This window comes from Candidatus Nanosynbacter sp. TM7-074, from assembly GCF_041006295.1.
GTDB lineage: Bacteria > Patescibacteriota > Saccharimonadia > Saccharimonadales > Saccharimonadaceae > Nanosynbacter.
The window spans coordinates 219,192-240,158 of record NZ_CP158487.1 but is presented as its reverse complement, the minus strand read 5'-3'; the positions used below and the strand labels follow the sequence as shown (position 1 = coordinate 240,158).

At 43.0% G+C, this 20,967-nt stretch carries 17 protein-coding genes and 1 CRISPR repeat array; of the genes, 3 read left to right on the top strand and 14 right to left on the bottom strand.

Features of this window, described 5'->3' with window-relative positions:
* Nucleotides 1-4: 4 nt before the first annotated feature.
* From TM074_RS01260 to speD, 3 genes are read right to left on the bottom strand one after another with little or no spacing between them, the layout of a single operon-like run.
* Complete coding sequence (locus TM074_RS01260; protein ID WP_369000583.1) at nt 5-1,534, bottom strand: polyamine aminopropyltransferase; 1,530 nt, start codon at nt 1,532-1,534, stop codon at nt 5-7.
* Between the two features lie 9 nt (nt 1,535-1,543).
* Nucleotides 1,544-2,221 (bottom strand): hypothetical protein, encoded by a 678-nt coding sequence (locus TM074_RS01255; protein WP_369000582.1) that lies wholly within the window; start codon nt 2,219-2,221, stop codon nt 1,544-1,546.
* On the bottom strand, nt 2,221-2,568 hold the full coding sequence (gene speD / locus TM074_RS01250) for an adenosylmethionine decarboxylase (protein WP_369000581.1): 348 nt from the start codon (nt 2,566-2,568) through the stop codon (nt 2,221-2,223). The genes TM074_RS01255 and speD overlap by 1 nt, the downstream gene beginning before the upstream one ends.
* 294 nt (nt 2,569-2,862) lie before the next feature.
* Between speD and cas9 the strand changes: the two genes are divergently transcribed.
* Genes cas9 through cas2 form a run of 3 tightly spaced genes read left to right on the top strand, consistent with a single transcriptional unit; the run spans nt 2,863 to nt 7,444 of the window.
* Nucleotides 2,863-6,219: a type II CRISPR RNA-guided endonuclease Cas9 gene (cas9, locus tag TM074_RS01245; RefSeq protein WP_369000580.1), complete on the top strand. Its 3,357-nt coding sequence runs from the start codon at nt 2,863-2,865 to the stop codon at nt 6,217-6,219.
* Nucleotides 6,220-7,110 carry a type II CRISPR-associated endonuclease Cas1 gene (gene cas1 / locus TM074_RS01240; protein WP_369000579.1) on the top strand — a complete coding sequence of 297 codons (891 nt, stop codon included), beginning with the start codon at nt 6,220-6,222 and terminating at the stop codon, nt 7,108-7,110.
* Between the two features lie 10 nt (nt 7,111-7,120).
* Nucleotides 7,121-7,444: a CRISPR-associated endonuclease Cas2 gene (cas2, locus tag TM074_RS01235; protein ID WP_369000578.1), complete on the top strand. Its 324-nt coding sequence runs from the start codon at nt 7,121-7,123 to the stop codon at nt 7,442-7,444.
* 40 nt (nt 7,445-7,484) lie between these two features.
* Nucleotides 7,485-8,707: a CRISPR direct-repeat array (repeat unit 36 nt; unit sequence ATTATACCAATATCTAAATTGTTAGGGAACTATAAC).
* A gap of 853 nt (nt 8,708-9,560) precedes the next feature.
* Here cas2 and TM074_RS01230 read toward each other — a convergent pair.
* The 11 genes from TM074_RS01230 to TM074_RS01180 all read right to left on the bottom strand — a co-directional run bounded on the left by TM074_RS01230 (nt 9,561) and on the right by TM074_RS01180 (nt 20,953).
* Complete coding sequence (locus TM074_RS01230; RefSeq protein WP_369000577.1) at nt 9,561-10,475, bottom strand: cell division protein FtsQ/DivIB; 915 nt, start codon at nt 10,473-10,475, stop codon at nt 9,561-9,563.
* Nucleotides 10,472-11,641, bottom strand: a complete 1,170-nt coding sequence (locus TM074_RS01225; protein WP_369000576.1) for a glycosyltransferase — start codon at nt 11,639-11,641, stop codon at nt 10,472-10,474. Before TM074_RS01225 ends, TM074_RS01230 begins: the two co-directional genes overlap by 4 nt.
* Nucleotides 11,568-12,860, bottom strand: a complete 1,293-nt coding sequence (locus TM074_RS01220; RefSeq protein ID WP_369000575.1) for an FtsW/RodA/SpoVE family cell cycle protein — start codon at nt 12,858-12,860, stop codon at nt 11,568-11,570. Before TM074_RS01220 ends, TM074_RS01225 begins: the two co-directional genes overlap by 74 nt.
* Nucleotides 12,853-13,890 carry a phospho-N-acetylmuramoyl-pentapeptide-transferase gene (locus tag TM074_RS01215; protein WP_369000574.1) on the bottom strand — a complete coding sequence of 346 codons (1,038 nt, stop codon included), beginning with the start codon at nt 13,888-13,890 and terminating at the stop codon, nt 12,853-12,855. Before TM074_RS01215 ends, TM074_RS01220 begins: the two co-directional genes overlap by 8 nt.
* Before the next feature lie 2 nt (nt 13,891-13,892).
* On the bottom strand, nt 13,893-15,641 hold the full coding sequence (locus TM074_RS01210; protein ID WP_369000573.1) for a peptidoglycan D,D-transpeptidase FtsI family protein: 1,749 nt from the start codon (nt 15,639-15,641) through the stop codon (nt 13,893-13,895).
* Nucleotides 15,642-15,663: 22 nt separating this feature from the next.
* Complete coding sequence (locus TM074_RS01205; RefSeq protein WP_369000572.1) at nt 15,664-16,005, bottom strand: hypothetical protein; 342 nt, start codon at nt 16,003-16,005, stop codon at nt 15,664-15,666.
* Nucleotides 16,006-16,204: 199 nt separating this feature from the next.
* Nucleotides 16,205-17,125: a 16S rRNA (cytosine(1402)-N(4))-methyltransferase RsmH gene (rsmH, locus tag TM074_RS01200; protein WP_369000571.1), complete on the bottom strand. Its 921-nt coding sequence runs from the start codon at nt 17,123-17,125 to the stop codon at nt 16,205-16,207.
* Nucleotides 17,126-17,416: 291 nt separating this feature from the next.
* The gene (locus TM074_RS01195; protein ID WP_369000570.1) at nt 17,417-17,869 is read right to left on the bottom strand and encodes a division/cell wall cluster transcriptional repressor MraZ; all 453 of its coding nucleotides are present in this window, start codon (nt 17,867-17,869) and stop codon (nt 17,417-17,419) included.
* A gap of 127 nt (nt 17,870-17,996) precedes the next feature.
* Nucleotides 17,997-19,517: an ATP-dependent RecD-like DNA helicase gene (locus tag TM074_RS01190; RefSeq protein ID WP_369000569.1), complete on the bottom strand. Its 1,521-nt coding sequence runs from the start codon at nt 19,515-19,517 to the stop codon at nt 17,997-17,999.
* On the bottom strand, nt 19,511-20,488 hold the full coding sequence (locus tag TM074_RS01185; RefSeq protein WP_369000568.1) for a Kiwa anti-phage protein KwaB-like domain-containing protein: 978 nt from the start codon (nt 20,486-20,488) through the stop codon (nt 19,511-19,513). The genes TM074_RS01190 and TM074_RS01185 overlap by 7 nt, the downstream gene beginning before the upstream one ends.
* A gap of 39 nt (nt 20,489-20,527) precedes the next feature.
* Nucleotides 20,528-20,953 (bottom strand): ribonuclease H, encoded by a 426-nt coding sequence (locus tag TM074_RS01180; RefSeq protein WP_369000567.1) that lies wholly within the window; start codon nt 20,951-20,953, stop codon nt 20,528-20,530.
* Nucleotides 20,954-20,967: the final 14 nt, after the last annotated feature.

Sequence of the window (20,967 nt, the reverse complement as noted above, 5' to 3'; positions counted from 1 at the left end):
AATTCTAGTTATAATAACGCCACTGGCGCATATCAGCATTATAAACATCAGTTATCCGCGGAGAAATCAGCGTAGAGACGGGACCCGACGGAACTGAAACCGCATTATTTTTAGTCAAAAAAGTAAGTAGCTTCTGATTCTGATAACGCAATCCTTTTGGTAAAGGCTGACTCATCACAGCGTCAGCATTTGGCGCTGATAATACAAAACCCCACTCGCCAAATGACGGTACATTAACTGAAAACGCCGCTATATGTCGCCCCGGATGAGCGGATTTCATGGTATTTGCCACCATATAAAAAGCCTGCGGAGAAAAAAACGAAGAAGTTGCTTGCGTTACCATTACGCCATGCTCTGTTAAAATATTGCCGACTTGACGGTACAGTTGCTCGGAATAGAGCTTAGCTAGCCGCTCATTCGAAGGGTCAACCAAATCAATCAACACAACATCATATTTATCCTGCGTCGAAAAAGCAAATTGAAAAGCATCTTGATTAACAATATTAACGCGAGAATCATGAAGTGACCGCTGATTAATGTCGGTTAGCAGGTGATTAGTCTTTGCTAAATTAGTCATTGACTCGTCAATATCAACCAGAGTAACATGCTCGACGCTCGGGTATTTTAACACGTCACGCGTCAACAGACCATCACCGCCGCCCATAATCAGCACTCGCTTTGGACTGGCGACCGAGGACAGGGCAGAGGCAGACAGGGTTTCATGATAGCGCGCCTCATCCAGACTAGAAAATTGCAGATTGTGGTTTAAAAATAGCCTGGTGTCTTTCTTATACCTTGTTAGTACAATCTTCTGATATGGCGTTTGTTGCTGAAACATTACCGGATCTTTATAAGTCCGCTTATCAATTGCGTTTTCAATCTCTGTCGCATAAACAAACAGTCCAGACAAAACTATTGTTGCTACAATACTAACTATCATCACAACCCTAGAAGCTTTCATCTGCCTTAAAATCAATACGGCCACAGCGATATTCAACGCCGCCACCAAATAAGCACTACGCATCAAACCAAGGTGGGGCAACATAATCAGAGGGAATAATAAGGACGCCACTAACGCACCAAAATAATCAAGCGCCAAAATCTTACTAAATAACCTAACTGATGATTTGCGACCAAATTTCTGAAACATCTTCACTAGAAGTGGAATTTCCAGACCGATACAAATGCCTATCGCTAGGCTGATAATTGCAAAAATAACCCAGTGCAGTCGCGTAAAAACAAATCCCGTATACATCAAAAGTACCGAATTACCACCAATTAGTCCTAGGACAATCTCATTAGTCGCAAAACTGGTCGCTGGATGTATTTTAATGTAATTAACCAGCAGCGAACCAATGCCCATTCCAAATAAAGTTACGCCAGTCGCCAAACTAAAGCTTAAGATTGAATCTCCGACCAAGTAAGATGCAGCCGCACCCAAAATCAATTCATATATAATGCCGCCAATCGCCACTAATATAGCCGCCGCAAATAAAGCCACCTGCTCACGTTTATGCATTTCAAATCGTGGCACTAAAATATCCTACTTTCCAAATCCGCCACTACTGCCGCCATAAACACCGCGCGCTCCGCCACTATGCCCATCACTAGAACTATTATCCAAAAATGTAAATATAACAGCAGCGGCAATAAACACTATAAATATAATCATCCACCAATTAATCGGCGTAATTGTCCTGCCGAATATTCGCTTTTGCTCTTTAGAGTCTAGCTTCACTTTACGATAAGCATCATACTCACGATTATTATACTTCTCAATAGTAATTAGCTGGCGCCCCTTCGGCGCTTTACTGTCCCGCAGCGTAGCGTAGGCCATCATTTCTTTTGGAAAAACTTGATAGGTATTTTTACCTTTAATATTCACGATTTCGCCCACGCCAACTTCATCAACAACTACAACATGATCCGTTCCATCCTGCTCGGAAAGAGTAAAAGATTGGCCTTTTTTTAGCTGCTGCGGATCAATTGACCTAGTAAACCGAATTGGCTCATATAAAGATACAACCTCGTCACTGTGGTCATACTCAACCCAAGTATCATAATCAGCTAGGCCAGTGATTTCCCATTCTTCCCAGTAGTAAAAGCGTTTATCTTTCTCGCTCCACTCACGAAACAGCAAGCAGCCAACCACTCGCAGATTTGTCTTCTTTCCAGTCAAAATCTGGTTAATCTTCAGACGTGCTTTAGTACGTTTCATCATTATAAATCTACCTTTTTCATAGTTACGCATTCAACCGCCAATTCTCGACAAATCAATTCTTGTATTTGCTGAACGGTGACATCTTCTAAAATCTTACAAGTAGTCATTGATATATAGGCAGTACCATTTTCCGGCCATGTGTGAACTGCGATATGTGATTCAGACAAAAGCAGGGCAGAGCTAACTCCCTGCGGCGAGAACTGATGAGTTACCGACTCTAAGGGATGTAAGCTAGCCGCCTCGGCAATGTCGCGCATTAGTTTCTGCAACCCATCTGCATCATCAAGCAGGGCAGAGTTAGATCCGCTCACCTTAATGGCGATAGATTGTATCCCAGATGTGTTCATATTAGTAATTATAGCACTATTTAACCAGACACTTGCGCAATCATAATAAGTGCGCTAAACTACAATTACAGTCCCTTAAGTAAGGATTGTACCAATATCTAAATTGTTCTAGGTTTCTATAATAATCTGGCGGTAAAAATCCGCTGTAAAGTATATGAAATACTGGAGCAAAGCACTAATCCGCTCACTTGTTGGGCGGATTATCTTTTTATTTACATAAATACACTTACGCTTTCAATTATAAACTTTTGATTATATAATTATCTCAAACATAGCATAACAAAGGACTTCTTCATGGCGCAGAAATCTTCATATTCACCGAAAAAATATTCGCTAGGGCTAGACGTCGGTACGAGCTCAATCGGCTGGGCAGTGCTAGACTTGGATAAAGAACGTATTCACGATTTGGGAGTGAGGATTTTTGAGCGGCCAGAAGTACCAAAAACCGGCAAGAGTCTTGCTGAACCACGCAGGATTGCCAGATCCGCTAGACACCGACTAAGGAGACGCCGACAAAGGCTTAATTATCTAAAGCGGTTCTTTATTGATAACAATCTGATATCAGAGAGTCGCATAAACGATATGCTTAGTCCAATTCACCCTAAGAAATGGCAGCCAACCTATGACCCCTACGCCCTACGTATCAAGGGTTTAAAAGAAAAACTCTCACCAGAAGAACTGTTCGTGGCTCTTTATCATATAGCGAAAAGACGTGGATACAAAAGTAACCGTATGTCTGTAGAAAAGCAGGATACTGAAGGATCTCAAGTGTTATCTGCTGTTTCTGAGAACAAACTGCTTTTGGAAAAGTATAAGACAAAATCAGTCGCTAAAGTACTTACGCTTGATGAAAAATTTAAGAACAATAAACGTAATAAAACAAGCACATATAAAAATTCATTTGTTCGTAAGAATTTTGAAGATGAAGTTATGCTGCTTCTTGAGTCTCAGGAAAAATTTGGCCTTAAACTACCATATGAAAAAATACAGACCTTGCTGTATGGTGATGTAAAAAATGGCAACTACAATGGTATATTTTCACAGCGACCATTCATGACAAGTGAACTGATTAAAAAGATGCGTGGTTATTGTGAATTTGAACTAGAAAAGCCTCGCGCACCAAAGGCTAGCTATAGTTTTGAGTTATTTCGTCTCGCCCAAAATCTATCTCATCTTCGCATTGTAGTCGATCAAGAAACTCGACAGTTATCTGAAAACGAGATCGCAAAAATAATCAAAAAAGCAAAGAACGTTAAAGAGTTAAAGTATGAGCACATTCGCGATACACTTGGATATAAGGGTAATCAAAGCTTTAGTTTTGCTCAAGGCATGATACGCGGCAAAATTAAAAATGACGACAAAAAGAACGGCGAAGGCAATAAATTTGACTCAATGATATTTTACCATACTGTCAAAAAGAACCTTGAACAATATCCAAAAGATTGGAATATACTAGCTGCCAACAATTTTGAACTATTAGATAATGCAGGGTTGATACTAACAGTAAATAAAGACGACTCAAGTCTACGCGCAGAGCTATCAAAGTTAAACATAAGCACTGATGCCATCGAGGCACTTTTACCAATCAACGTTAGTGGCTTTGTCCATTTGTCATTTAACTCTCTCCATAGAATAACCCCATGGCTATTAAGAGGGTTAAATTATAGCGAGGCGGTCGAAAAAGCTGGCTACAGTTTTTCTCAAAGTCTTTCTGGCAACAAGAAGAAATTACCACCACTATCAAAAAAACAGGCAAACCAAATCACTAATCCCGTCGTCAAACGTGCGGTATCTCAAACTATTAAAGTAGTTAATGCTGTAATCAGAAAGTACGGCTTGCCGTACAGTGTAAAGTTAGAAGCGGCGAGTGAACTAGCAAAAAATGCGCAAGAACGCGATAAGATAAAAAAGATTCAAGACGAGAATGCTGAATATAACGAAAAAATTAAACAGAAGCTTATTAATGAATTTAATATACCGACACCAACAGGACTACAAATTACTAAGTTTAAATTACGTGAACAGCAAAACGGTGTTAGTCTTTACTCAGGCACAGAAATAAATCTTGAAAATCTTTTCACAGATGAACATTATGGCGAGATAGATCACATTATACCATTTTCACGCTGCGGCAACGATGGATTAAACAATAAAGTTTTGGTTTTTGCAGACGAGAATCAAGAGAAAGGAAATCTGACACCATATGAGGCGTGGGGTGGAGATAATAAAAAATGGACACAATTTGAAGCACGTGTAAGAGCGACCACTGGATTGCCAGCCGCTAAAAGAGATCGCCTTCTGTCAAAAAGTAAGCCAGTTGAAGATTGGAATGTACGCGCGCTCAACGACACTCGATATATTTCACGTTTTTTACGTCAATATATTCGTGATAATTTAGATTTTCCTAAAATTGAAGGCAAGACTGGCACGCAGAGAGTCTTCTCGCCAAGCGGACCAATCACTTCATATTTAAGAAGAGTGTGGCGTGTTGGCAATAAAAATCGCGATGATAATAATTTGCATCATGCAACTGATGCCTGCATTATTGCCGCGACAGACCCAGGCATTATTCAAAAAGTATCCAGTCTTAATAAATACTACGAATTATTCAAATATACTGATAAAAACGAGATTGTCGACAAACTAACAGGCGAGGTTCTTGATCGTAATCAATTTGAACAGCATATAGCAGATCTTGAGCCCTGGGATGATTTTGGTAAGGAGGTGCGAAAACGCGGTAAACTATACAATACACCAAGCGAGCTCCATAATGAACTAACTGGTTTAAAAAACTACGATGAAGAATTTCGTTTGAGTACACTACCTATATTTGTTTCACGCATGCCTAAACGATCTGGAAAAGGCTCAACAAATAGCGAAACTTTCCGATCACCTAAAATCGTAGCAGGCTACATTGACGAAAAAGGGAAGCCCGCCATTGCACGCAAACAACGAATGCCGCTTCATTCTGTAGATCTTAAAAAATTATACGATTCACCAATTCGTGAAACGGATCCTAAATTGTACAAAATTTTGGAACAGCGGCTCAAGGATTCTAATGACAATCCAGCAAAAGCATTCTCCGAGAACGTTTACAAACCAACAAAAGATAGTAAACGCGGTAATATTGTACGCAGTATAAAAATATATAACACACGAGATTCAAGGAGTGGATTCTTAGTTAACGAGCAAAGAGCTTTTGTGAATAATGGCAAGACTATTCGCCTTGATGTTTATAAACGCAAAAACTATAAAGACATATACGAATATTATTTTGCTCCAGTCTATACTCATTTGATAAACGCCCAAAAGATTGAAGTTTTGCCGACGCCGACTGGTCGAAGTAAGAATGAAAAGGCAGATTTTGACACTATCCGAACAAAGGATGATAAAATATATGCAACACTAGAAAATGGATTTATAAAACAATTCTCTATATATCCAAATGACTACGTGCGAATATATTTTGATAACGAGATCGTTGAAGGATACTACGTAAAATATAACACTAACAACGGTAGTTTAAAACTTATAAAGCACAGCGAAACAAGTAAAAACGATAACGACTTAATCAGCAAATCAGCCAAAACAGCCACTCTCATCGAACGTTACGACATCTCCGTTCTCGGCGATAACTACAGGTGGTTATAAATGGCCTGGCGCGTCGTAGCTATCGAAAATCCTGCCAGACTGAGTTTGCGCGACAACCAGCTGGTAATTGCGCAGGAAACTGAGGCAACTTTGCCGATTGAAGATATCGATGCGCTCATCCTGGACGGTTATGGCATGACTGCGACCACAAATCTACTCACAGCGTTGGCGACCAAAGGCACCACAACTGTTATTTGTGACGAAAAGCATCTACCAGCTAGCGTACTTCTGCCGTATTCACAGCACTCACGGCAGGCCAAAGTTTCACGCCAACAACTTGCCATGAGTCAACCGCTCAAAAAGCAATTGTGGCAACAAATTATCATCAGCAAAATCACCAACCAAGCCGATGTCTTACAATCTATCGGGTTAGATGACACCGCCTTGCGTACCCATATTAGCGATGTCAAATCAGGCGATACTAGTAATCGCGAGTCGCTAGCTGCTCGCATATATTTTGACCAGCTACTCGACGACGCCACACGCCGTAAGCCGATTTGGCATAATGCCGCGCTAAACTATGGCTACGCGATGGTCCGCAGCCATATCGCTCGGCACATTGCTGCCCGCGGGCTAGTCGCTTCGCAAGGAATTTTCCATCACAATGAGCTCAATAGTTTTAATTTAGCTGACGACTTGATAGAACCCTATCGCGCCGCCGTTGATTTATATATCCTAGAAAAAGTCGCCCCGCTTCACGTCGGCGACCGCGACGCCAGCCTCACCAAGCACGATCGCCAGCTTATTATTGACATATTAAATTATTATGTTATAATTGACGGTAAGAAGTTTACTGTAAAGCATGCGATCGAGCGAACAGTTGAAAGCTTTATCGAATGCATCGAGGTAAAGGAGGCGCGTAAGCTTCTTTTGCCAAAAATCGCCTCCTAACAGGGAAGGGATGTCATATAAAATCATGAGGGTCGCGGTATTTTTCGATTTGCCGACCAATACTAAAGCTGAGCGTAGAGCCGCCACACAATTTCGTAAGTTCTTGCTGGATGACGGCTTTGATATGCTGCAATACAGCGTTTATACGCGGTTATGTCCAAATCGTGACGTTGCTGAAAAGCACATGATGCGCGTTAAGCGCCACGCACCAGATAGCGGATCAGTGCGATTACTATACTTGACCGAACATCAATTCACGCATATGTACGTTATCGTTGGCGAAAAAACTGTCCAAGAAAAGAACGTACCCGCTGGTCAATTAGCATTTTTCTAACCAAAAATCCCCCTCGTAACAGAGGGAGATTTGAGGAAGTATTATACCAATATCTAAATTGTTAGGGAACTATAACTCTGGAGCTGTGCCATCGAGCTAAGCCTCCATTATACCAATATCTAAATTGTTAGGGAACTATAACAGAGGTGGCTATCGGCTGTACTACTCGATTATTATACCAATATCTAAATTGTTAGGGAACTATAACCTAATTCGCGGCATCTCCTACTCCTTTGCATTATACCAATATCTAAATTGTTAGGGAACTATAACCGACGAAAAAGGGATTGAAGCACAAGGCCGATTATACCAATATCTAAATTGTTAGGGAACTATAACTCAACCATGTCGATTTTGGCAACCATTGGAATTATACCAATATCTAAATTGTTAGGGAACTATAACTCAGGGGAGTTGCGAGCGCGAAAGACGCGGATTATACCAATATCTAAATTGTTAGGGAACTATAACAGATTGAGGAGACTTACCAGTCAAAGCGCGATTATACCAATATCTAAATTGTTAGGGAACTATAACCACCTCAGCAGCATTCTGATTATTATGTGCATTATACCAATATCTAAATTGTTAGGGAACTATAACCACCTCAGCAGCATTCTGATTATTATGTGCATTATACCAATATCTAAATTGTTAGGGAACTATAACCGTTGATTTGATTAGGAGGCACAAAAAATGATTATACCAATATCTAAATTGTTAGGGAACTATAACGTGTTAATCATAAGCTCTACCTATTAACTAATTATACCAATATCTAAATTGTTAGGGAACTATAACTATTGCAGTGGTTGAACAGAAGCGCCGCGAATTATACCAATATCTAAATTGTTAGGGAACTATAACTAGGGTACATTTAGCTTTTATCTGTATCTGATTATACCAATATCTAAATTGTTAGGGAACTATAACCCTCTGTTTTTTCAGTTTTTCTAGAGTCTCATTATACCAATATCTAAATTGTTAGGGAACTATAACGCTGAAGCCGGACTGGACACCGGAGGATAGATTATACCAATATCTAAATTGTTAGGGAACTATAACTATAAACGTTAATCCAAGTTGTCAGTGTTTATTATACCAATATCTAAATTGTTAGGGAACTATAACTCAGCGGCAACGATAACGCTCTGCGGAATGATTATACCAATATCTAAATTGTTAGGGAACTATAACTCAGCGGCAACGATAACGCTCTGCGGAATGATTATACCAATATCTAAATTGTTAGGGAACTATAACAAACCGCAACAAATAGTTGCATATATTCGACTGTTCTTAAACAAATTTTACTACCTGAGCCTAAGGAATATATTCGCCTTTTTTGTTTGTTCTATCTTTCAAGCCCTCTCCTTAAAAAACAGACTTAATAAAACAGAACAAAATACGAACTAAATATTTACATCTTAAGGGTACCTAAAAACAAAAAATCTAAGCATCTAGAATAACTAATCATAAAAACGTTTTATAAAGCCATCACAAAAGAACAGCATATCAGATAATCCAAACAGGGACCATCAGTGGATAGGAAGCTAAATCAGAAAAGAGATCTTAAATTTATAAAAATAGAATAAATTTACGCCAAAAAAGACGATGGGAGTAATCATGTTTTAGATATAGTCCTAATGTCGCACAATGCACATTTTACGTAATAATAAATATACGCCTAATATGAGTATACATGTGTCCGTTGATGTAGCCACACTCTATAAATATTACAATTATTTACCCAAAATAGTCAGGGGACTTCACTATCCATTCAACATAGGCCATGCTACACAACAAGCTAAATAAAACTCACCGATAAACACGAACTTAAAATATTCATTTATCTAAAAGCACCCGCCACAAATGCCACATTGATATTTTTACATCATTATATCCAACAAGTATCACATACAATTCGCTTATAAGTTTTCCACACATATGATTTTGATTATTTGACATTTTCCTATTTTTATTTCCCCGCTCCCCTAGTTTGTCATGACTTAATTATTTGACTTTTGCATATTTTTATATTATTATATATAATTTTTAGATAACCATAATAGAACAAAAAGAGAACTTACTCTATCTAAAAGAGAAGTTGACTACTCTATTTATAGAAAGACCGCTGGTCTACCCTAACATCTATATAGCCTGACGATTGACCATTCTTATCTAAATATCCCAGAGTTACTATTGCCTGCCTTACCTGAGAGCGGGCAGATCTATCAACAGTCATTCTTATCTGGGATTCCCTACCCTCAACCTTAAACCAAACTTGGCGTACGGTATTTGCTGGCAAAATAGCTTCCGACACCTTAAGCTTATGTTGCGAGAATTCAGAAACGGCTTGCCCTAGAAAACTTAAAAATTGCCGATTTATGACCTCCTGTCCACCCCGAGTAGGTAATCCACTTTCGTCGCGAACCGCAACCGTAGGCGGGTTAAAATAATTCTGCTCAAACGTAACACCACTATCATCAACAAAATAAACTTTATTTCCAGAAGACCACTGAGCTACTGGCTGACGAAAAGTTAACTTAGCGGCTGAACGCGCCAAGAAATCGCCCTCTACACGAATAGTTTTTACTTCAGGAGCTTTCTGTAAGAAAAACTGCCTCAAATCATTATTGTTCAGAAAAAACCTAAACCGCTCAGCTGGATGGGCATTATAATATTCGTTAAGAACGCTGGCGTATTTACCAGAATTGCTAGAACTTTTAGTGTCAGGAGTCTGGACAGATACACTAATCGTCAGCTGGAACAATAAAAATACCACGACGGACAGACATACCGCAGTTATAAATAATTTCTGCATCATATGACGACGTTTTTTTACTAGATTATGCGCCTCAAGACGTTCAGAGGCCTCTAACGGTGAGATAGTCTGGCGACTATTAAGAGTTCTGTTTCGGCGGTATGACTGCGTCGGTAGATTATCGTAATTCTCAGCCTGCCGACGAGCAGCAATCTCTCGACGGCTTAAATTTTTATCAGATTTTTTTCGAGAAAAAGATAATTTCACCTTCGCCTACCCTGTCTTCGTATAGTAGTCAGAATAATCTTCACCATATCTTTGGCCGCATCAGGCTTAGCAAACTTGCCAAAATTATCACCTAAACCCTTAAGGATCTTCTGCGATTTCAACACGCCAATAATCTTCCGCGCCAAAATTCGATTATCCTTATCTAGCTCGTCCTCTGAGACTATCAAGGCAGCCAACGCATCCTGATACACCTTGGCATTCTTTAGCTGATGACCACCTGTCAGACGGCCGTTAGGGATAATCACAGTAGGTTTATGAAGCGCGGCCAACTCCAGAAGAGTAGTCGCCCCCGCCCTAGTTACAACTATATCTGCTGCTGCGAAAACTTCAGCCATACCATTATGAACAAAGGCTTGAAGGTGCCATCCACTGCGCTCATCAGTCTGCTTAAGAATTTCTTCGTATTGCTGATTGCCAGATATTAAAAACACCGAAGTCTCAGCCAAGAGATCTTCTCTGATCGCTAAAATTGCAGAATTAATACGCCTAGCACCCAGCCCACCACCGGTGACGACAACCAGTGGCTTATTGGAATCAAAGCCTAATTTCGCCTTCAATTTTTGCCGCTCGGCCTCAGAATAAGGACGAAATTCTGGCGCCACTGGTATACCAACATACGACGCTTTTTCAGGAGGATAATTGTAATATTCGAGGGGCGCACCAGTACCAATAGCTTTTGCAAATGGACTAAGTAGGCGATTAGTTAACCCCGGATGAGCATCAGAATCGTGCAAGACTAACGGGATTCGCAATAATCTCGCGGCATACCCTACAGGCAAACAAACGTAACCACCTTTTATGAAAATAACATCCGGCCGCCAGGCTATTAGCTTAAATAAGCTCTGGAAAAATCCGACAACTACCTTAAAGCCGTCACGAAGATTTGGTAGTAATATTGATGGGTGTAAATGGAACGACAGACTCTTACCATGATATCGCCGCAGTTTTCCAGCAGTAATCAGCTCAACTGGAATAGTGTCATCAAATTTAGCAAAAATCCCACGTGCGCTGGCGCCAAACTTTTTGTCGCACCAAAAACGGAGCTCGTGATCACCAGTCTTTTGTAATTCCCTAAATACGGCTACCACTGGCGTAACGTGTCCGCCTGAGCCGCCGCCGACCGCTAAGATCTTGGCCACCTTCACCCTCCTCTAATACTTTATGTGACGTATACTTGGAAATTTGAAAAACTAAACCGAGCGCCGCAGCAATGAACAGCATACTTGTACCACCATAACTTAATAATGGCAACGGAATTCCTGTTAGCGGCATTAGTCCTGTCATTGCAGCAATATTTAAAACTACATGTGAAGCAATCCAGCCAAAGATCCCAGCCACAATCAACCTCAAAGTCGTATCTGGCAGCCGTGCCGCTACGTGTAAAATCGATAATAGCAGCGCAGTAAATAACGCCAATATAGCCATCAGACCAACAAAGCCAAATGTCTCTCCCATAACAGCGAAGATTGAGTCATTAATCGCTTCTGGTAGATATCCGGTCGCCTGAACACTTTTGCCAATACCAAGCCCCAGAAGACCCCCCGAACCAATTGCAATTCTAGCCTGCTGGATGTGATAATTTTTGTCCTCTTGGCCACTCGCGTTTTTATGACTATCGCCCTGAATAAATGTCATGACCCGTTCAATTCGGTGTGGTGAGGTAAATATCAACACTATTCCGCAGAATGCCACCACTCCTAAAATCTTACCAATTATCTTCCAATCCACACCAGATACTATTATCATTGACAGCACTATGGCTATTAAAGACACGCCAGTACCCAAGTCTTTCTGCAAAACCACAATCATCAGCAGTGAAAGTGCAGAAATAATCCCAACCGGAACGAGTGTTTCATGAATATTATTTATCTTCCCTTGAGAAGCACGCCGCCCCAAAAAGCCCGCCAAGAATAATAGAATGCCATATTTCAATAATTCTGACGGCTGAAAACTACCCAGTCCACCCAAATAAAACCATCTATAAGCGCCATTAGTTTCTTTGGCCAATGACAAATGCAGCAGCGAGCCCAGCAAAAACAGCAAGACGCACGACAAGAATCCCGCCCAAAGAACATATTTTGAACGCTCACCCGTAAACCACTTATATGGTACAAAATAAAATACCGAAAACGCCACAACAGCTATAACAACACTAGTTAACTGCTTACCAAAAAAATAAGTATCACTATAATTCGTGCCATAAGCGTAATTCATCACATTGGCGCGTTGTGGCCCCAGTGCATACATAACGATTAGTCCGAGCAGCAATAAAAGACCCATATACAGCACAATCTGGTACATCGGTCGGTGACTGCGAACCGATTGCGTGGAAGTCTGGTGTTTTCTAGCGACTGAATTACGCAATGTGCCCCCCCGCTAGCGCCAGCATAACCCCAACAAACGCCATCACACAGCCAATCACCCAAAACCGCATCGTTACTTTAGTTTCCGGCCAGCCAATTGCTTCCAGATGATGATGAATTGGTGCAGATAAGAAAATTTTTCGCTTAAAAATCTTTTTACTAGCAATTTGCGTCAAACTCGAGCCTGCCTCTACTACAAATAACAATCCAATTACAGGCAACAATAGCAGCGAATCCGTCAGCATAGCTACTACCCCCAAACTCACTCCATAGGCGAAACTACCAACATCGCCCATGAAAAAACGCGCTGGATAAATATTAAACCACAAATAGCTAAGAAGTGCGCCAACTACCGTAAAACAGAACCCTGCCAACAGTACCTGTTGCTGCAACAAAGCAATCACCCCAAAAGCACCAAAGCTAGTACCCAGCAGACCACCAGCCAATCCATCCATGCCGTCAGAAATATTCACCGCGTTACCTGTTGCCACTACCGCAAATGCAAACAGCGGAATAATCAACCAGCCAATATTTACATCACCCATAAACGGCACATGAAAACTCATCACGCCTAATTTGGCGAAGAAGAACCAGCCAAGAACCACGCCGATAAGCGTAATTAGCGCAAACTTTACCGGACTACGTAAACCCGCCGCCCCGCCGCCTAGCCCACGTAGATTAATAACATCGTCAATCAGCCCAACCGCCCCGCCACCGACCAGCGCCGCCAATGGTAGCCATGTCTGAGCTCGGTCCAAGTTAAATAAAAACGTCACAATAAAAATAGAAATCACACCAATCACACCCGCCATTGTTGGAATATTTCGCCGTAGTTTTGCCGCTTGAAACTTAGCAAAAACCTTTAATTTTTTGCCATCAGTACTCTCTGATCTTTGCTTCTTCCAGAACCGATACCTATAAGCAAAAAACGTATAAACTGGCGTCAAAAACATCGCCAATAAAAACGCCCCAACGCTCAGTAAAAACACATGAGTTAATTCATTAGTGACTGTCTGTAAGGCTACTCCCATATCTATTCCTTCGGTGCTATTTTCATATAATCAATCATCCAATTGGATATATCCGTAAAAATTGGCCCGGCATGGAAATTTCCTTGTAGGTTAATCCCCTTACCTGGCGCCGCTACACGTACCATTATGACATATTCGGCACCATTTTTACCACCGCCATAACCAATATAAGTAGCAATCGTTTCCCTCTGAGTGTAAGAACCGTTAACCACCGCCTCGGACGTACCAGTTTTTCCACCGATTTCATAGCCAGGCTTGTCACTTTTTGACAAGAAAGAAGATTGGCGAGCAGTCGCTAACATCGTCCTCATTTGCGACGAGGTATCGCCGCTTACCGTCTGACGAATCGACTTACTTTCTGACGATTTTAGATTACCATAACCATCAATTACCCCTCTAAGGACAGTTGGCTTATAATACTGGCCGCCATTTACCAGCGACGAAAATCCAGCCGCTACTTGCACCATCGTCAGGTTCATACTCTGACCGTAAGTCATTGCTGAATAGCGTACTTCGTTACCTTCAACGCTATCTGGCGGATAAATATACCCTGACGCCTCACCCAGTTCAATTCCTGTCTTCTGACCGAACCCAAATTTATCATGATAATATTCATATAAAACTTGACGAGCAGCAAGATTAATCTGCGAACCATTCCCCAGCCTACGGATTGCTGTAATCGTACCAACGTTAAGAGAATTATTAAACGCTCCTTGAACCGTAGTGGTACCATTTAGACCCCTTAAAGCGTTACACATCGTCCGATCAGCAACCTTAATACAGTCCGTGTTATTATATGTACTAGACGGAGTAACAGCCCCTTTATCTATAGCTGTAGCAAAGCTAAATGACTTGATAATTGAACCCGGCTCAAATGGCACCATTGAAGCACTATTCATAAACACCGCCGCATTCTTTTGCTTATTAAACTCCGCTGGATTATATGTCGGGTAGTTTGCCAATGATAATATTTGACCATTTTTGGGATTCATAATAACCGCACTACCTTCAGTGGCATTTGCCGCTTCAATCCCCTTTTTAAGCGCCAACTCCGCCTGACTTTGAACATTTCGATCAACCGTCAACGCTAAATTATCGCCAGACTTTGCCTCAATTCGCATATTATTTTTTCCAACAGTGAGCGGCACATTTCTCACGTCAGTCACAGACTGCAATAGACCATCGCGTCCCTTCAGTCGGTTATTAAGCGAGCCTTCCACGCCATATTGACCTTCGCCCGCTACATTTACGAAACCCAAAACGTGCGCGCCTAGTCCACCCTCAGGATAGCTCCTGACGGAACCCTGCTGATATAGCACCCCAGCAAAATTTTTCTCTTTTAATTTTTCCGCCTGAGTTCTGGTGATATTTTTTGCCAAAACCTCATATCGTGATTTTTTATTAGCCAAACGTTCAGCCGCCCCATCAGTCATCTCCCCGCCAGCAATCTCCCTCAGGCTCGTAATAATCTGATTCCGCTCCTTATCGTCAACTGCCTGAGGATCCGCAATCACCGTGTAAGTCGCTTGGTTTAGAACTACTGGCACTGGAGTTTTTCCGTCCATCATATAGATTTTTCCACGCTCTGCAGGAATAACAAACTGACGCTGCTGACTAGCACGAGCCAGCTCTGTGTATTTACCATATTGGAGAATCTGCAATTGGAATAATCGCAACACAAAAGCCGCCATCGCTACAAGTAAAACGATGGCCAAATAACCAGTTCTTGAACGAATAATAAGCCGCTGCATACTGCTTATTTTATTATATCACTTATTGAGCATAACGCGTTTCGGTTGTAGTCATGGCTGAAGCAACATTGCTGCTCTTCACCTTTTCTAACGCTGTCAAGCGCGCATTCTGAACTTCCAGTTCTGATTTTTTTGCGCTAAGTTCAGTAATCTTTGAATCTAAATTTTGAGCTTCATAGCCATAGGCTGTTAATCGTGTTGCCTGGGTTAAATAAATCAAGCCCAGTACTGTAATCATCAATGCCACTAACACTGTATGAGCGACAGGACCAAGTTTGACCTGAGACTGAAAGCGTGTCGAATTCTGATTGCGGCGCATTTGACCGTGTGAGCGTCGTGAAGTAAATGTGGTGGTGTTTGTCATTTGTCTCTATCTTTTTATTTTTATCTGTTTTATATTAACATAATAAACCAGCCCGCCCGCTACAGACAGGCTGGTTTTCTAAGGTATATTCCGGAATACGCTTTAGTTTAGCCGCGGCGTACTGAAACAGTCTCTGCCTTGTCTGTATTCTGGAATTCTACTTTGATGTGGATTGGCATATTGCCTCCTTCTTTTTGTTTTATTTTTTCACGGCGTATCGAAACTTGGCACTTCGACTACGCGGATTGTGAACATCTTCAGTTCCAGACACTGGTTTTTTCTCTCGGACAATTAGCTCAGCTTCATATCCAGCCGTCGCCTGCTCCGAAAAGTAACGCTTAATCAATCGATCCTCCAAGCTATGAAAGCTAATTATTCCTACTCGCCCACCCTTATTAAGTAAACGTGGCAAAAGTGGCAATAATTCCTCAATTAGCCGAAGCTCGCGATTGACCTCAATGCGCAATGCCTGAAAAGTACGAGTCGCCGGATGATGCTTCATCCCGCCGCGACCAACGGTTTGCTTGATCAAATCAGCCAGCTCGGTCGTCCCCTGAATTGGTCTGGCGCTAACAATTGCCTGAGCAATCCGCCTGGCCCGCCCCAGGTTCTCCTCACCGTAACGAGTAATCAGCCGCGTCAGCTCATCAACCGAATACGAATTGACGATATCCGCTGCCGTAGTTTCCATCCGATTGTCCATCCGCATATCCAGCGGCCCATCAAACCGAAACGAAAAACCTCTCTCTGCTCTGTCAAGCTGTGGTGACGACACCCCCAAATCAGCCAAAATCACGTCAAATGTACGCCCCTGCTTGACCAAATCCTGCGCTGCGCTCACAAAATCCTTATGAATCAACGTCGCGCCTTTCTCGGCCAAATCACCCAGCGTTTTAATCGCGTTTTCATCGCGATCAACCAACACTGAGTCCAAGTAATTATCCGTCCTTCTCAAAAAAGCCCTGGCGTGGCCGCCGTAGCCAGCTGTCAGGTCAAGATAGCTCTCGCCTCTGGCTGGCTGCAACCTGTCCAAGGTTACCTCAAGAAGTACGGGAACATGAATCGGTTCGCCTGTCTGAGGCTCTTCCGACTGTGGTGGATGTTCTTTAATACTCATCATTATTCCATTATACAGAAATAACGCTCGAGATCACCTAACTGGATATTTAATTCTGGCTTTTTTGTATTTGTGTTTTGTTTGTTTTTGTTGTCTTAGAGTGGAAATTTATTGATTGTCAGTAACAACCATGTTTTCCAAAGAGACTTATGTGTGAGGTGGAGTTTTTTGGGAGGTGTTTTAAGGAATGTGCGTTGCCGTTTTTAATGTGGAGCAAATTGCCACACACCATCTTCAAATACCCAGATAGTTGATCTCGAGAGGTTTTAATTGTTAAGGTACTTAGCTAATCTACTATTCCGCATTTTCAGCCGCTATTAACCGAAAATATTCCCCTGCTCGCACAGCAACGACTTCTCTGTCAATTCCAGCGTAGTCGAGCAAATGCTGCTCAATCGTCACTCGTCCTTGTTTTTGATCGAGCGCCGATGCGGTTTTGCCACGGCGGAATTTAACGTTTAGGTCAGCCACGCGTTCGTCCAGGATACTTCCAGTTAAAGCGCTCTCCACTTCCCGATCCCAAATTTGCTGTGGATATAAGTGAAGATATCTGCCGAACCCGCGAGTTAGTACGACTCCTGATGCAAACTCTGCTCTGAGTTCGGCTGGAATCGTCAAGCGCCGCTTGTCATCCAACTTTCGCTCAAAGTAATCTGTCTGCACGTCGTCCTTCCTCCGTGGTAGATTAGTTGTTTTTATAGTGGATGTTTGTTTTTCGTTGGTGATTGCCATCAACTTTCGTTCCACTGACTCCACTATACTACCCACAACTACCCACTTGCAAGCCCTTTTTATGACTTTTTACCCATTTTTGCGTCAACTAAAAACTTTTCCACATTTTTGTGGAAAAGTCTAGTGTTGATACAAGTTGAAGCTACGCTACGGTATCTTCCCCAAAATGTTTCTGTAACCGTATCCTAATCGAGCCTTCGTGACGTCCAAGTTTTTTACTAAGCTGCTCAATAGTTGCACCTTGTATAAAGTCTTGCTTGAGAATGTTATCGTCGGCTTTTTCCCACGGCATGTATGCTTTCGGGTGGGTTTCGCGCATTTTGGCAATTTTTTGCTGCCAGCTGCCGGATTTGGCAGATTTTTTCGACGCTGACTGCTTTCGCTTCATTTTCTCCAACATCGGACGATAGTGGTTGGCCGCTTCACTACTTGCTCGCTGCAACACCTCGTCAATTGCCAGCGCATCCGGCGAAATTTCCAACGCCTTACGGTTAATTCCATATAGATACAAATTATCCAAATCCCGCACACGACTCAGGGCCACATAGCCCATACCTTCAACAAAGGCCTTTCTCAGGTCAATTTTTGCCGCGTCCAGTGTCATGCCTTGGCTTTTATGCACAGTAATAGCCCACGCCAGCCGCAGTGGCACCTGCGAGATACTGGCGCGCTTGCGCTCACCGTCACGTAGTTCCCAGACATCTGGCACCATGGTTACCTGCTGACCACTGCGAAACTCCACGATCGGATAATCCGTCAGCGGCTCAAAATCCACCACCGTGCCGATGCTACCATTGGCGTACAATTTCTGCGGCGAATTTTTCACGGCCATGACCAACGCGCCCAATTTTAACACGAGTTCACTCGGCGCCAGCACCGACCGCTGCAGACTCTCGACGTACACCTTTGAACCAGTCGTCGTCTGCTGATACGTCCGCTCCTCGCCCGCCAACTCCGCCAGCTTCTGGCTATTGATGGCATCAACATCAACATTGACGGTGTGTAGTTCGGTGATGTCACCATCCGGCACCTGAACTTCCGTTCGCGCCAGCAACATCTCAGCGTGATGCCGCCTAATATCGTCATGTCTCAGCGCCGTCAAAATCTCGAGGAGCTGCTCGTCATTTTGCCGATATTGCCGCTCCAGATACAGCACCGCCGGCTGTAACTCCTGCCACGCTTCCGAATACACCACGAAGCCACCGCCCTGCTCGCCCGGACGATTGATCGGCGGTAATTGAAAAAAGTCGCCGCTCATCACTAGCTGAATACCGCCAAACGGCTGGTCATTTTCCCTGACACCACGCAGCACCCGATCGACCATGTCCAGTCGAAAATCATGCAACATGGAAATCTCGTCAATCACCAGCACATCAGTCTTCGTAATCACCTCACGCCGCGTTTTTGACAGCCGATCAAAAAAGTTGTTCGCCAAATAATCACTGACGCCAATGCCGCTCCAGCTATGAATGGTATTGCCGCCTAAATGCGTCGCCGCCAAGCCCGTCGTCGCCGTTACTGACACCTTTTTACCCTGGTCACGCGCCTGTGCAATAAACGTGTTCAACAAGTGCGTCTTACCAGTACCAGCCGCACCCGTCAGCAGCGCCGACCGACCGCTCATCAAAATCGCCAGCGCCAATTCTTGATCCATACTTAACATCGCGGCGGTTCGCCCTCAGGCTCGCCCAGCAGTTTTTTCGATTTAATTTCGTAGCGCTTGCCGGTAATTTTACTCTCAATGTAATCCTCGTTAATCAAGTTCACGAACATATCCAGATCGTTGCCGTCCATGATGATAATCGCACCGTTATCATCACTCATCAGCTCCAACTGCATCTCGTCAGCATAGTCCAGCACCTGCTCTTGTTTAACCTCGCCGATCTCCAATTTCTGCAATTTATTGATGGTCCTTTTGCGCTCCTTGACCAGCGCATTGAGATCCAGACCTTCAGGAAAACTCAGCTTATATTGCTTTTCAATTTCCGACACTTTCTTATCGGCAATCACCTGCTTCTTGTACTCATAGCCAAACATCCGCTCAAATTTCGAAGGATTAAAGGCAAAAATATCCTGACCGATGATCAGTACCTGGTTATCATCTGGCACCTTAAACCCGACTTCCGCCTTAAACGCACCGAACTTGCCGTCAGAAAACTCCCACGCCAGCGCGCTTTTCAGCGTCTGTCCCTGCTGAATTAGCTTCACCGTGTAAAAGACTTTTTCTGGATCGTTCGGATCGGTGAACCGCGCTATCAGCCCTTTCATCCGCTTGAACTCGTGCTCGGTTTCCGAAAATTCTACGATGTTGTCACGCTCGTGCTCAATCAAATGAATTAAGGTTTCCGCTCGGCCAACCTGACCGAGATCCGTCCGCAGTAGCACATTGTCTTCCGCTTCGCTCAGTTCATAATCCCGCACACTAAGACCAGTGCCCGCGCCCAAATTAACTTGATTGATATAGCCAAACAAAAATAACGGCCGCAGCTGCTGCTCAACGTCGCCCTTCAAGGGCATGAAATACGGCGTGTAATTTTTATTAAATAAAAACAGCTCAATCTGTAGATCATTCTTTTTCGCATCAGTTTGATTCGCCCACAAAAAAATATCAGTCGTTTCCCTCACTTCTTCCATTTTCCTAGTATAGCAATTTTTATCAGATGTCGCCAGCTGTTATTTCGTCAATCTTTTGCCTTCACGCGCTCGATTAGCCCACTCATCCGCCAGCTCATTCCCTTCATCGCCCTCGTGACCGCGCACCCAACGCAGTTCCGCCTGCGAATTTGAATACAGCTCATATAATTCTTGGACGATGTCCAGATTTTTGATCTCACCGCCCTTCTTTGTCCAGCCACGCTGCTGCCAGCCGGGTGCCCACTTGGTCACCACATTGATCCAAAACTCGCTGTCAGTATAAATCACACACGGTGCACCGTCCGCGTCCTGCAGCGCCGCAATCAGCGCCTTACCCTCCATGCGAATATTCGTCGTCTCGCCATCCTCCGAACCCAAAATCCACGGCTGGAGATCACGAATAACCGCAAAACCCCCCGGACCAGGATTTGGTGAAGCAGAACCGTCAGTATAGTAAGTTGTCATTAGTATGATTATAT